Raw genomic sequence first — 13,240 nt, 5'->3', positions numbered from 1 at the left:
GACATTTTAGGGAATTATGGGAAATTCCTAAACGAGTCTTGACAGGGTAGAGGCCGCTCACTTCAATCCCTCTCGCAATCATCACACAAAGCCCGGACTTGAAATAAAGAGTTCGGGCTTTATTTTTTGTACTTGTCTAGTTCATAAAAACTTGCACAAAAATTTGGCTCAGTTTATAAAAATATCCGAATTTTACAAAAAAATAACCCTCTTTTAACATGCCATTTATAAAAATGGCCTATGATGGAATTAAAAGTGAATGGGTAGGTGGAGAGAAGGAGAAACCGTGAATGCAAAAAGGGAGCAATCTTACTTGCTAAACGCTCCTATATGTTTTCATGGTTTCTTTTTCTTTTACTTTGTGAAAGGGGGATTGTTGTGAGCGAACGGTTGTTGGAGTGTATGCGAAGCGATCGGCTCATTGCCGCAATTAAAAGCCCAAAGCATCTGGAAATGTTCCTAAACACCGAATTGCAAGTCGCCTTTTTGCAAACGGGAAACATTAGCGTGATTAAACGATATGTCGATTTATTAAAAGAGCATCAACGATTTGTTTTTCTTCATGTCGAAAAGATTCCAGGAATTAGTTATGATCGGGAGGGGTTGCAGTTTTTGGCAAAATTTATAAGGCCGCATGGGATTGTAACGACAAAAAGCTCTCTCGTTCAATTAGCGAAAAAAGAAGGGTTGATGACCGTTCAGCGCTTGTTTTTAGTGGATACAGATGCGTTGGAAAATGGCATCAAAAGCATTCATGATGTTCAGCCGGATGCATTAGAGATTATGCCCGGGCTGATTCCGGAAATGATTGAAATGATCCGGAAACAGACGCACGTTCCTATTATTACAGGCGGATTGATTCAACATGAGAAACATATTGAAGCTGCGTTGCAAAGCGGGGCGGTTTCTGTTTCGACGAGCCGTCCATGGTTGTGGAGAAAATGGGAAAGTATAAACAGGGAAGAGGTGCATGCGCATGGCGCAAATTGAATTAGTTCATGTTTATAAGTCTTACAACGGAAAAGAGAATGTCATTCACGATTTAAGTGTTTCCATTAAACCGGGAGAGTTTTTCGTTCTTGTCGGTCCTTCTGGTTGTGGCAAAAGTACGATTTTACGGATGATTGCCGGGTTAGAAACGATTACATCTGGGAAGTTGCTCATCGGCGGGATAGAGGCCAATGATCTGCCGCCGAGCAAACGCAATTTATCGATGGTATTTCAAAACTATGCGCTGTACCCACATTTAACCGTCGAACAAAACATTACATTTGGCCTACATACAAAGAAGATTTCGAAACAAGAACAAAAGCAACGCTGTTTAGAAGCAGCAGAAATGCTTGATTTGACCGATTATCTTAAACATAAACCGCGCCAATTATCCGGTGGGCAGCGCCAGCGTGTAGCGCTGGCAAGAGCGATTGTCACTCATGCACCGATTTGCTTAATGGACGAGCCTTTATCGAATTTAGATGCAAAATTACGGGCGAAAATGCGTTCAGAAATTCGCCAGCTGCAAAGACGGCTAGGAATCACCATGGTTTATGTTACGCATGATCAAGTAGAAGCGATGACGATGGCGGATCGAATGATGATTTTACACGAAGGGCGGCCGCAGCAAATCGGGGCTCCGCTTGATATTTATAACCATCCTTCCAATACATTTGTTGCTTCTTTCATCGGCACGCCGCCAATGAATTTGGCGGAAGCAAAAGTGTTGGAAAGTTTGCTGCTTTTTGAAAGCGGACGGGCGATGCGTCTGCATCATCGCTTGCCTTCTTCCATACAACAAGTCATTGTTGGCGTTCGGCCGGAACATATCCGCCTTGCCCAGCCAGGCGATGACCATTTTGTGGCGAAAGTCGTCAATGTGGAAGTGTTAGGTACGGAAACGCTCGTCACATTTGAACTAACGAAAAGCGAGCATTGGATTGCACGATGGAATGGGCAATGGAACGTTCATATCGGTGAACGAGTGCCTTTAACTATTGATGAAACAGCTTTCCTTTTCTTTCATGAAAACGGCCAGCGGCTGAATTACTCGATACCTTCTTATGCGGCTGGCAAGGAGGAACACAAATGAATACATCGCTTTCCATGAAATCATCTTCATCGGTTCCTATTCGCCGCAAACGAGCTATATGGACAACGTTGGAAGGAATAGCGTACTTGCTTCCGTCTCTTATTTTGTTTTCTATTTTTCTTTTTTACCCGATGCTGCGAACCATGTATTTAAGTCTCTATGTAACAGATCATCAAGGAAATCCTGTTCAATTTGTCGGGATCGAGAATTTTGTGTATTTGTTAAAAGATGCAAGCTTTCTGCAAAGCGCAAAAGCGACATTGTTGTTCGTTTGCTACACCGTTCCGGCCAGTGTTTTTCTAGCGTTATGTTTAGCGCTCATGGCCAATGAAAAGTTGAAAGGAATCGGTTTGTTTCGCACGTTTTTTTCTTCAACGATGGGCATGAGTGTAGCGGCCTCTTCTGTGATTTGGATGTTTATGTACAACCCTTCGATCGGGGTTATCAATAAAGTGCTATCTTTATTTGGAATTTCAGACGTTCAGTGGCTGCTTGACCCCAAAATAGCGCTCATTTCTGTCGCCATCTCAACGATTTGGATGAATACAGGATTTACCTTTCTTATTTTGCTCGGAGGATTGCAAAATATCGACTCCTCTTTATACGAAAGTGCGCGCATTGCGGGGGTGAGCTACTGGTATCAGCTTCGCAAAGTGACATTGCCATTATTGTCGCCAACGCTCTTTTTTGTAACGACGGTTTCGCTCATTCATTCGTTCCAAACGTTTGGCCAAATCGATATTTTAACGAAGGGCGGGCCGATGGACGCAACGAATGTCATTGTTTACTCCATTTATAAAGATGCTTTCATTAATTACAACTTCGGTTCGGCTAGTGCCCAAGCGGTCATTCTCTTTTTCGCTGTTTTAGTGGTTACCTTTTTGCAATTTAAATTCGGAGAGAGGAAGGTTCACTATCAATGAACGTGTTACGAACGTTTCTGTTGTATGCCCTTCTCATCATTTGTTCTGTTGTGGTGCTGTTTCCGGTTGTTTACGCTTTTCTCATCAGTTTTATGGACGGAGCGGAGGTGCTTCAGGGACATATATGGCCGCAGAAGTTTACGATGGCTAACTATGCTGCCGCGTTTCAGAAAGTTCCGTTGCTAGAGTTTTTGTTAAACAGCTTTATTGTTTCGTTGATTGTCATGGCTGGACAGTTAATCGTTTCGAGCTTAGCGGCATTTGCTTTCGTGTTTCTAAACTTCAAAGGGAGAGATGTTCTCTTTTTTCTATGTATCGCAACGATGCTGATCCCTTGGGAGGCAGCGATGATTCCGAATTTTTTGACCGTTCAAAAACTTGGTTGGCTGAATAGCTATTTAGGATTGACGGTTCCATTTTTTGCTTTAGCTTTTGGCATATTTCTGTTGCGCCAGCACTTTAAGACGATTCCATTGGAATTATATGAGGCGGCGCAAGTATCAGGGGTTGGCCGCTTTCGCTTCTTTTGGAATATTGTTCTTCCGTTATCGAAAACGAGCTTAATTACATTAGGAGTTTACAGCTTTTTAACGACTTGGAATATGTATTTATGGCCTTTGCTCGTTACCAATAATGACCATGTTCGCACTGTCCAAATTGGATTAAAGCAAATGCAATCGCAAGAAATTTCGACAGAATGGGGGGTGGTGATGGCGGCAGTTATCGTGGTCATTTTACCAACATTATTGCTGTTGTTTGTCGGGCAAAAGCATCTTCAAAAAGGACTTATGCAGGGAGCGATTAAATAAGGGGGGAGAAAAATCATTATGAAAAAAAGCATTTTTATTTTGTTCACGTTCATTTTTATGATACTGGCTGCTTGTTCAAATCAAAGTGATGAAGCAACGGCCACTCCATCTGAAAACAAAGACGGGAAAACAGAGGTCATTTTTTGGCATGCGATGAGTGGCGATTTAGAAACAGTGTTAAAAGAGATTGTGGAGGAATTTAACCAGTCCCATCCTTCTATTGAGGTGAAGCCGATTTTTCAAGGTACATACGAAGAGGCGTTGACGAAATTTAATACGGTTGCTGGAACGAAAGACACGCCAACGATTATGCAAACATTTGAAGTTGGAACAAAGTATATGATTGATAGCGGCAAAATTCAACCTGTCCAAAAATTTATTGATGAAGAGAATTATGACATATCGCAATGGGAAAAAAATATCGTGAATTATTATACGGTGGATGGAAAAATCTACTCCATGCCGTTCAACTCCTCCACGCCTGTGTTGATTTACAACAAAGATGCGTTCAAAGAAGCAGGATTGGACCCTGAAAAGCCGCCGATGACGTATAGCGAGTTAAAAGAAGCGGCAAGAAAATTGACAAAAAAACAAGGGGGACAAACGACTCAATATGGCTTTTCCATTTTAAATTACGGCTGGTTTTTTGAAGAAATGCTCGCGGTGCAAGGCGGGCTGTACGTCAATAATGAAAATGGCCGCAAGGGAAACGCTACGAAAGCGATTTTTAATAGTGAAGAAGGATTGCGTGTATTCGATTTGATTCGTGACATGTATAAAGAAGGAACGTTCTACAACGTAGGACAAAACTGGGATGATATGCATGCGGCGTTTCAATCAAAGAAAGTCGCGATGTATTTAGACTCTTCTGCAGGAGTGAAAACGATTATCGACAATGCGCCGTTTGAGGTAGGAGTTTCTTACTTGCCAGTTCCAGACGGTGTCGAGCGTCAAGAGTGATCATTGGTGGAGCGTCGCTATGGATGGCCAAAAATATTAGTGAAAAGCAACAAAAAGCGGCATGGGAGTTCATGAAATATTTAGCAACACCTGAAGTTCAAGCGAAATGGCATGTGAAAACAGGATATTTTGCGATTAATCCAGCTGCTTATGACGAAGAGATCGTGAAAGCGGAGTGGGAAAAGTACCCTCAATTAAAAGTAACCGTCGATCAATTAAAACAAACAAAACCAATACCTGCGACACAAGGAGCGCTTATATCTGTTTTTCCGGAATCTCGTCAAAAAGTAGTGAAAGCAATGGAAAGCTTATACCAAGGTGTTGATCCGAAAGAAGCGTTGGATCGTGCAGCAGCGGAAACGAACCGAGCTCTTGAAGTAGCGAATAAAAAATAAGTTGGAAATCAACAGGGCTGACCTGAAGGCAAATCATCAGACCACACGACCATAATATATAGGACATGGTGGATTGTGCATGAGGTCAGACGCTCATCGGTCGGCTCCTTTGATTTACGTATTCCATGGAGGGGTGGAGAGGAATGGAAATTTATGCTCATCGAGGATTTAGCGGGAAATATCCAGAAAACACAATGCTGGCGTTTCAAAAAGCGTACGAAGTGGGTGCTGACGGGATTGAATTAGATGTGCAAATGACAAAAGATGGGGAAATTGTCGTCATTCATGATGAACGAGTCGACCGAACAACCAATGGGATTGGTTATGTAAAAGACTTTCTTTATAAACAACTTCGTTTGCTTGATGCAGGAAGCTGGTTTCATGACCGTTTTGCCCGTCAACGCATTCCCGCCTTGATGGAGGTGTTGGAGTGGGTTCAAGATTTAGATAAGGAAATAATGATTAATATTGAGCTGAAAAATAATGCCATTGATTATCCGCATTTAGAAGAAAAAGTGCTCAAAATGATTGGACAATTTCAGTTGGAAAAACAGGTGATATTATCTTCTTTCAACATATGTAGCATGCTAAAGGCACGGCGGCTTCATCCGGTGATTGAAATCGGCACATTGTTTGAAGGAGTTAATGAAAGCGCAGTTCCAAGTGCAAAGTTGGTGAATGCGCAAGCCATACATGGAGATTTGCCGTTTGTTTTATCTTCAGAAGGAAAAAAAGCGGCGGCCCAAGGGATGAAATTGCGCGTTTATACGGTGAATGATGCAAAGGTAGCATCGATGTTGCGGAATAAAGAAATTTCAGCGCTAATGACAGACTTTCCGAATGAATTTCTGGCGGAGAAGTGTGAGTCTTGAAAGGTGTGGGATGTTTTTTTTGCGCTGGCGATTTTGTTCGAAGCGGCAGGAGCGGCGATGGTGAAACGGTCAAATGGAGATGAACCAAGAAACCCCACTATACAATCGGACCAATGACAGAACCGAGCGATATCATCTGTTGAAATGTCTCTATGGCGAACAGTGCTAGGCACTGTTCGCCAAATGCATTTTTAGGGTGTGGGTGTTCGTTCAACCTGCTTTTTTCGCCATTTTATCTTTTTGTTTGGTTGTAAGATTCCAATAAATAGGAATTCCGGATAATGTGATTAACACAGAAAGAAAAGTATCGAGTGGCTGAGCGATGACGGTGCTTCCAATAATGTAAATCGCTCCTACAATCGCAACAATAGGCGTTACAGGATATAAAGGCACTTTATATAACGAATGATCGGACTTTTGATTTTTCCGCAACAAAAATACGGCGTAAAACGCTAAGCTGTAAAATGTGAAAACACTAAAAATGGCGATATCGGTCAAGCGATCAGGGCTGGTCATTAACATCATCGCCACAGCGATCGCTACTTGCAAAACGGTTGCTTGAACAGGAGTGTGAAACGTTGGGTGAACGCGTGATAAGAAACGAGCGCCAGGAAACAGTCCGTTTTCTGCCATCGCAAACGGCATGCGTGGGAATGTTAAAATTTTTCCATTTAAACAACCGAAAATGGAAATTAAAATGCCGATCGCAATTATTTTTCCGCCTACATCGCCAAATAGTAACGTTGCGGCTTCTTTTGCGGCGTTCGGGCCAAGCTCGACAATTTTACTAGCAGGAAGTACGTGAAGGATCGCGATATTAACGCCTAAGTAGCAGAGCATGACAATGACAATTCCAGTAATAATGGCTTTTGGCAATGTTTTCGCTGGATTTTTCATTTCGCCCGCCACAAATCCGACGTTCATCCAGCCGTCGTACGCCCAAAGCGTCGCTAACACGGCAGCGCCCATGCTGATTGCTTGGCTGCTTTCGCTTTCCATTCCGAACACAGGCACATCTCCTTGAACCATTCCAAACACGATAATAAGGAAGATCGGAAGCAGTTTTGCTAATGTTAACAAGCTTTGAACAGCTCCGCCATATTGTGTTCCTAGTATGTTAATAAGCGCAAGAAAAAGAACCGCTAAAATTCCGATCCATGTTTCCGTCTGTTTTGAAAAACCGAACACCCCTGCAAATAATGAACCGAAGTATAATCCGAGCGCTCCGATCACCGCTGGGCCATAGATGATCGTTTGCATCCATCCGCATAAAAAGCCCCAAAACTTTCCGTACACCTCTTCTACATAAGCATATAGCCCTCCGGTTTTCGGAATTTTTACGCTCACTTCTGCGATCGTTAACCCGCTCGCTAATGTAATGATGCCACCGATGACCCATGCCCATAGGGCCATTGTCGAATCACCAGCGGCGGCGATGACAACTCCTGGTTTCATGAAAATGCCGGAACCGATGACCGTGCCGATGACTAAAGATGTTGCAACGATAAAGCCAATGCTTTTTCTTAATTCAGCCTGCTCCATTTTGTTCACCTCAAAAAGACAAATGTTTTTTCTATGAGTACAGGAACATTATAGCATAAGAGTAAGTAAATTATTATTTTTTAAAAATTTAAATATTATAGAGAATTAATTTCATTTCTTGACATCTTGACATGAACGAGTTTTTTGTACACGATGAAACATGTCATAATTTTCATGGTATAAATGGTATAGGAAAAATCTACAACGAATGATGTAGGGAGTCGCAGGGAAATGAATTGGATACGGTCACGTATTTTTTGGAAAATTTATATCATTAATTTAGTCGTTATTTTTGCTTTGCTAGCTTTAATGTTTATGATTGCTCGGATGTCTTTGCCTCAAATCACAAAAGAGCAATATCGCTACATGACGGATAAAACCGTTTTGCGAATGAAAGAACAAATTGTTCAAATTGCTGAGGATTTAAATAAGTTTGAGCAATACGTGCAAGACGATCCGCATTTTCGGGTGAATGATGCCAAGCAATGGTCAAAAGGGCTTGAACATATTATTAAAATTTCTCCTTACATTGATAGTGCTACAATATTAGATTCGAACGGATATGTGAAAGGGTTTTATCCTAAGGACTTGAGGCATCTATTAAACTATAACTTAAGTAAGCGTGAATACTTCCAACAAGCGCTGCGAACGAAAAAAGCTTACTTCAGCGATGTCGTCTCCGCTGATACAGGACGTTATTTACTCGTCATTTCTGTTCCTGTTTTAAATGAACAGAATGAAGTGGAGAGAGTCGTCAACTTATCGATGCGAATTGAACAAAATAATCTATTTCGATCCATTGTTCGAAGTTTTCAAATTGGTGAACATGGCTATACGTTCATCGTCGATCGCAATGGGAACATTATTTCTCATCCATCGAAAAAGAGAATCGGCGATAATGTTGCTGAAAATGCCGTTGTACAAAAATTGCTTCGAGGACAATCAGGCTATGAAGAAGTCGTCAATACAGAGGGAGTGGCGATGCTTGCTTCCTATGCGTATATTCCGATTTTACAATGGGGTGTTGTTGCGCAAGTGCCTGTTTCGGAGATTTATAAACCTTATGTGTTGTTTGAAAAGGCACTTTGGTTTGCTTCTATTGCTGCATTTTTCATTTTATCGCTTTTAACAGCGCTCTATGCCCATCAAATTGTTCATCCGATTCGCCGGTTGTGCGATGTGGCAGAAGCGGTCGCAAAAGGAAAAAACATGTTCGCGCAGACGAAACTGATCGAACGGAAATTGGTATACTCGCAAAGCGCTTCAATTACATGATTGATTCTATTCAACAGTCGGAAGAACTGTTGCGAAAATCGGAAAAACTGGCGGTTGTCGGTGAATTGGCGGCGGGGGTTGCCCATGAAATCCGTAATCCATTAACATCACTGAAAGGGTTTATTCAGCTTTTAAAAGAGGGAGAACGCAATCAGACGTATTTCGATATAATTGAAGCGGAATTAGAGCGATTAAACGAAATTGTCGATGAGTTTTTATTGCTTGGCAAGCCGCATCCAACAAAAAAAGCATACAGCCGCGTATCGGAAATGTTACAACATGTGATGAAGCTTCTCGAAGGACAAGCGCTATTGCATCATGTGACGGTTCAATATTTCGTTGATGAACAACTTCCGCTGCTTTATTGTGACGAAAATCAATTGAAACAAGTGTTCATCAACATCATCAAAAACGCCATTGAAGCGATGCCAAATGGCGGAATATTACGGATCGAAGCGAAACAACGACTAGATTCGATTCTCATTTGCATCACAGACGAAGGCTGCGGCATACCGAAAGAGCGAATGGCCAAGCTTGGTGAACCGTTCTACAGTACCAAAGAAAAAGGGACAGGACTAGGGCTAATGGTGAGTTTTAAAATCGTGGAAGCGCATGGTGGCAAAATGAAGATCCATAGCGAAGAAGGAAAAGGAACGACCGTGTGTTTGATTTTTCCGATTTCCTCAAAGCAGGAGGACTGAGTGAAAGGATCAGTCCTTTTTCTCTTTTTAAATTATCATTTTAAATTATCATTCACGCAACAAAAATTTGATGTGGGCATAAGGCGAACAGTACCTGGCACGGTACCGTCAAGAATTTTGTGTAATGTAAATGGGGTAGGGTTTCTCTGAAATGGATTTGAATTGATAGGGGACTGATTTTCTCCACACAGGAGACTGAATATTCAGTCTCCTGTGTGGAAAGGGAGAATCCCCCTATTTTGTTTATTTACAACATTTGGTTAACAATAACGTTCCTCAAACATTCGCGCGAGGGCTTCATGCTATTCGGCAAATCCTCTTAACTTTCGCCCTGCCCATTTCTCATTAAAATCTTGAATGGTCAAATACACGACTTTTTCCGCAACTTCTAAACTGCTCAAACTGTTCATCGGCTTTAGACGTTTCCGAATCTCTTTGATCGTTCGTTCGATGGCATTCGTCGTGTAAATCACACTTCGAATACTGCTTGGATCATCCATAAATGTAAGGAGGACATCCAACTCATTGGCCCAAGATTGGACTTCCCTTGGGTACTTGTGAGACCATTTGGATTCAAACTGTTGAAACATCTCCAATGCGATTTCTTTATTCGGAGAACGATAAATGAGTTTCAGATCCTCCGCCATTTCGAATTGGTCTTTTTTCCGAACACGATTTAGGGTGCTGCGGACTTTGTGAACGACACAACGCTGCACATCCGCTTTCGGATAAACGGCCCGAAAAGCTTCCTCCAGCCCCGGAAGACCATCAAATACGCCCAGAAGCACTTCCTTGACGCCTCTTTGGTAGAGGTGTTGAAGAATTTCCTGCCATACATAGGCGCTTTCTTGTCCTCCCACAAAGAAATCAAGAATTTCGCGATATCCTTCTTCGTTCACCCCTAACACCACATAAATGACTTCTTTCTCCACGGTTTCGCGACGAAGTTTTACGTATAAACCATCCAAATATAAGACGGAATAACGCTTGTGCAGTGGACGAGTGTGCCATTTCTCGATGTCTTCCTTCACGACATCGGTAATACGGCTGATCGTTGCAGGAGAATAGGCATTGCCTAAAATTCGTTCAATAAACTTGCCAATTTCACGCGTACTCATGCCACTTTGATACATCCTAATGATGGCTTCCTCCAGCCAGCCGGTGTGGCGTTGGTAAGGAGCGAACAATTGGGTTTGAAATTCTCCGTTTCGGTCTCTAGGGACCAAAAGACCTTCCATCCGACCATATTGCGTATCTAGATTTCGTTGATAGTAGCCGTTTCTCATATTTGATGTTCCGGCTTGTTCTATTTCGAGGAAATTCTTGATTTCTTCCCGCATGATCAGTTCTAATTTTTCCTTTACAAACTGACGAATGACACTTTCCAGTTGATTTGCCCAGTCGACATTCGGTATACTTTTAGACATAGGTAGGGTTCTCCTTTCTCTGGAATGTTTGGGTTCAATCAGAGAATACCCTACCTTTTTTCTTTTGTTCTAGCAAAATGCTTTACACAAAATTTTATACATCATCGCTAGTGATGCATATTGAATCATAGGTACCTATTCTTTTTTCGGTTTTTTGGTAGTGATATAATCAAATTGAAAGAACAAGTTGAGGTGATGGAGATGGAATGGCAGGAAGTGCGTTCACTGTATCCGAACCAATTTGTGAAATTACAAGTATTGAAGTCTCGTTTACAGGGGGATCAGGAGATCATTGAAGAGGTGGCTGTCATTGGAACGGTTTCGGATGAGGACGCAACTCGTGAGTTACTGCAATCAAAAGGGGATCAGCTTGTTTATCACACTAGTCACAAGGAGATTGTCTTAAAAGTTCGTGGAACGATTGGCCTGAGAGGGAAATTTTGTTATGCAGATTGAATAGCGCGATGGGTTATTGTTTACAGAAGAGAAGGCGTGAAAGCCTACTTCTTTAGAGGTGGGATGAAACGCCTTTATTTTTTCAATCATTCATTTTTGTTGGATTTTGTTGGGGAAACTGATACAATCAACGTATGAAACAAGAATACCGACGTACAAAAACCACCGTTTCTCTCATCCACTACCACTTTGTTTTCTACCCGCGCTATCGATGAAAGATATGAACAGGTTCAGTGGAAATTCAGTTTAAAGAACTTGTTCAAGAGATTTGTTCCGAACATCATTGGAACATCCTTGCCATGGCAGTAATGCCAGACCATTGCCATTTGTTCTTAAACTGCCTTCCTACAGATTCTCCATCCGGCATCATGGCCAAAGTGAAGGCTTCTCGGATTTTAGGGCAAGAATTTCCCATCTTGCTCATTTGCCTAGTCTATGGACATGTTCCTTCTTTGTGAGCACCGCAGGAAATGTATCAAGTAAAACCATCCAACGATAGGTGGAAGAACAAAAAACAAGAGGGTGAAACGGTGCAAACATTGACGATTAAAATCCAATTCTTTCCAGATCACCCTGAACTGCTTCGTCAGTTGAGTAGAGAATATATCCATACCGTAAATGTTTTAACCGAACAAGCCGAGAAAGAAGGTTCTTTCCCGAAAGTAACGACAAAAGATGTGGACGCCCATCTTCCTTCGGCGGTTCTGAATCAAGCGATTCGTGATGCAAAAAGTGTATCAAAGAAGATGAAAAAAGAAGGGAAGCGCCCCATCCTCAAAAAACCTGTATATTTCGTCAATAATCAAAACTATACCATTGGCGAGCAAATGATCGCATTTCCGATTATGTTGGATGGAAAAACGAGAAAAACAAGATTTCGAGCGATGGTGACAGAGCGTGATAAAAACCTGATCCAACATGCTAAACTTGGACTGATGCGCATTGTGGAAAAGACAGGAAAGTGGTATGCACAAGTTTCGTTAAGCATCCCTGTGACCAAAAAGAAAAATGAAAAGGTCATGGGTGTTGATCTCGGACTAAAAGTTCCTGCAGTAGCTGTGACTTCGAATGGAAAAACTCGTTTCTTCGGAAATGGAAGGCAAAACAAATACATTCGCCGTAAATATCAACAAAGAAGGAGAAAGTTAGGGAAACTCAAGAAGTTGTCCGCTATTCGCAAAATGAACAATAAAGAGCAACGCATAATGAAAGACATCAACCACAAAATCAGCCGCCAGATTGTCAACATGGCCATCAAGGAAGATGTTTCCGTTATTAAACTTGAAAAGCTGACGAACATTCGTCAGACGGCAAGAACAAGCCGTAAAAACGAAAAGCACTTGCATACATGGAGTTTTTATCAGCTTTCCAAGTTTATTGAATACAAAGCTAAGTTAGCTGGAATTTCGGTTGTGTATGTGGACCCGAAATACACCTCTCAACATTGTCCGCAATGCGGAACAAAAAATAAAGCCAGAGACCGCAAGTATGTATGTAGGTGTGGGTACGTCGCGCATCGGGATCGAGTGGGTGCGTGGAATATAATGAAGGCACCTGTGGCAGATGGAGTAGCGTAAGCGAAAGTCTGCCAGCCTACGGAGCTATAGGCTCTGCCGTAGGACGGGGTGATGGCACACCCCTGAACTTGGGGGAACTACGGATACCAGAAATGGACTTCCGACTACCACCCAAGAATCCCACGACTTTAGTCGTGCGGAGTGTCAAGTCGATAGAAATTGTTTATCGAGGAAGGTCCAAGTTGATTGATAATATGGTCATTGATACTGGTGCTGCCAA

General features: G+C 42.1%; 11 protein-coding genes and 2 pseudogenes. 11 read left to right on the top strand and 2 right to left on the bottom strand.

The window, feature by feature from the left end; translation table 11 throughout:
• The first annotated feature begins 402 nt into the window (after positions 1-402).
• The 6 genes and pseudogenes from NXM86_RS10750 to NXM86_RS10725 all read left to right on the top strand — a co-directional run bounded on the left by NXM86_RS10750 (position 403) and on the right by NXM86_RS10725 (position 6,042).
• Positions 403-990 (top strand): glycerol-3-phosphate responsive antiterminator, encoded by a 588-nt coding sequence (locus tag NXM86_RS10750; protein WP_041269868.1) that lies wholly within the window; start codon positions 403-405, stop codon positions 988-990.
• Positions 977-2,083: a sn-glycerol-3-phosphate ABC transporter ATP-binding protein UgpC gene (locus tag NXM86_RS10745; protein WP_171698870.1), complete on the top strand. Its 1,107-nt coding sequence runs from the start codon at positions 977-979 to the stop codon at positions 2,081-2,083. Before NXM86_RS10750 ends, NXM86_RS10745 begins: the two co-directional genes overlap by 14 nt.
• Complete coding sequence (locus NXM86_RS10740) at positions 2,080-3,006, top strand: ABC transporter permease subunit (RefSeq protein WP_015863687.1); 927 nt, start codon at positions 2,080-2,082, stop codon at positions 3,004-3,006. The genes NXM86_RS10745 and NXM86_RS10740 overlap by 4 nt, the downstream gene beginning before the upstream one ends.
• Complete coding sequence (locus NXM86_RS10735) at positions 3,003-3,815, top strand: carbohydrate ABC transporter permease (protein WP_089097426.1); 813 nt, start codon at positions 3,003-3,005, stop codon at positions 3,813-3,815. Before NXM86_RS10740 ends, NXM86_RS10735 begins: the two co-directional genes overlap by 4 nt.
• Before the next feature lie 18 nt (positions 3,816-3,833).
• Positions 3,834-5,170: pseudogene (locus NXM86_RS10730) on the top strand (ABC transporter substrate-binding protein).
• Between the two features lie 143 nt (positions 5,171-5,313).
• A complete protein-coding gene (locus tag NXM86_RS10725; protein WP_015863690.1) occupies positions 5,314-6,042 on the top strand; it encodes a glycerophosphodiester phosphodiesterase in 729 nt (242 codons plus the stop codon).
• Positions 6,043-6,252: 210 nt separating this feature from the next.
• Here the strand turns inward: NXM86_RS10725 and NXM86_RS10720 are convergent, their stop codons facing one another.
• Positions 6,253-7,584: an APC family permease gene (locus tag NXM86_RS10720; RefSeq protein ID WP_062755372.1), complete on the bottom strand. Its 1,332-nt coding sequence runs from the start codon at positions 7,582-7,584 to the stop codon at positions 6,253-6,255.
• Positions 7,585-7,815: 231 nt separating this feature from the next.
• On the opposite strand from NXM86_RS10720, the gene NXM86_RS10715 reads away from it, so the two are divergent.
• Both NXM86_RS10715 and NXM86_RS10710 read left to right on the top strand, forming a co-directional pair.
• Positions 7,816-8,859 (top strand): cache domain-containing protein, encoded by a 1,044-nt coding sequence (locus NXM86_RS10715; protein WP_498958008.1) that lies wholly within the window; start codon positions 7,816-7,818, stop codon positions 8,857-8,859.
• Entirely contained in the window at positions 8,856-9,560 is a 705-nt protein-coding gene (locus tag NXM86_RS10710; protein ID WP_498958006.1) for an ATP-binding protein, read from the top strand. The genes NXM86_RS10715 and NXM86_RS10710 overlap by 4 nt, the downstream gene beginning before the upstream one ends.
• Before the next feature lie 302 nt (positions 9,561-9,862).
• Here the strand turns inward: NXM86_RS10710 and NXM86_RS10705 are convergent, their stop codons facing one another.
• Entirely contained in the window at positions 9,863-10,987 is a 1,125-nt protein-coding gene (locus NXM86_RS10705; RefSeq protein WP_089097430.1) for an IS256 family transposase, read from the bottom strand.
• Positions 10,988-11,188: 201 nt separating this feature from the next.
• On the opposite strand from NXM86_RS10705, the gene NXM86_RS10700 reads away from it, so the two are divergent.
• The 3 genes and pseudogenes from NXM86_RS10700 (at position 11,189) to NXM86_RS10690 (ending at position 13,020) form a co-directional block, all read left to right on the top strand.
• Positions 11,189-11,443: a hypothetical protein gene (locus NXM86_RS10700; RefSeq protein WP_015863711.1), complete on the top strand. Its 255-nt coding sequence runs from the start codon at positions 11,189-11,191 to the stop codon at positions 11,441-11,443.
• Between the two features lie 134 nt (positions 11,444-11,577).
• Positions 11,578-11,942, top strand: a pseudogene (gene tnpA / locus NXM86_RS10695) (IS200/IS605 family transposase).
• A gap of 31 nt (positions 11,943-11,973) precedes the next feature.
• Complete coding sequence (locus NXM86_RS10690; protein ID WP_089097431.1) at positions 11,974-13,020, top strand: RNA-guided endonuclease InsQ/TnpB family protein; 1,047 nt, start codon at positions 11,974-11,976, stop codon at positions 13,018-13,020.
• Positions 13,021-13,240: the final 220 nt, after the last annotated feature.

Origin of the sequence: Geobacillus sp. CX412 (genome assembly GCF_027942335.1) — a bacterium.
GTDB lineage: Bacteria > Bacillota > Bacilli > Bacillales > Anoxybacillaceae > Parageobacillus_B > Parageobacillus_B toebii.
This window is presented reverse-complemented; position numbering and strand designations above follow the sequence as displayed.

Excerpts from the sequence above, each read along its gene's own strand:
- NXM86_RS10745 (WP_171698870.1), top strand. The coding sequence starts at position 977 with ATGGCGCAAATTGAATTAGTTCATGTTTATAAGTCTTACAACGGAAAA.
- NXM86_RS10725 (WP_015863690.1), top strand. The coding sequence starts at position 5,314 with ATGGAAATTTATGCTCATCGAGGATTTAGCGGGAAATATCCAGAAAAC.
- NXM86_RS10735 (WP_089097426.1), top strand. The coding sequence starts at position 3,003 with ATGAACGTGTTACGAACGTTTCTGTTGTATGCCCTTCTCATCATTTGT.
- NXM86_RS10715 (WP_498958008.1), top strand. The coding sequence starts at position 7,816 with ATGAATTGGATACGGTCACGTATTTTTTGGAAAATTTATATCATTAAT.
- NXM86_RS10720 (WP_062755372.1), bottom strand. The coding sequence starts at position 7,584 with ATGGAGCAGGCTGAATTAAGAAAAAGCATTGGCTTTATCGTTGCAACA.
- NXM86_RS10700 (WP_015863711.1), top strand. The coding sequence starts at position 11,189 with ATGGAATGGCAGGAAGTGCGTTCACTGTATCCGAACCAATTTGTGAAA.
- NXM86_RS10710 (WP_498958006.1), top strand. The coding sequence starts at position 8,856 with ATGATTGATTCTATTCAACAGTCGGAAGAACTGTTGCGAAAATCGGAA.
- NXM86_RS10750 (WP_041269868.1), top strand. The coding sequence starts at position 403 with ATGCGAAGCGATCGGCTCATTGCCGCAATTAAAAGCCCAAAGCATCTG.
- NXM86_RS10705 (WP_089097430.1), bottom strand. The coding sequence starts at position 10,987 with ATGTCTAAAAGTATACCGAATGTCGACTGGGCAAATCAACTGGAAAGT.
- NXM86_RS10740 (WP_015863687.1), top strand. The coding sequence starts at position 2,080 with ATGAATACATCGCTTTCCATGAAATCATCTTCATCGGTTCCTATTCGC.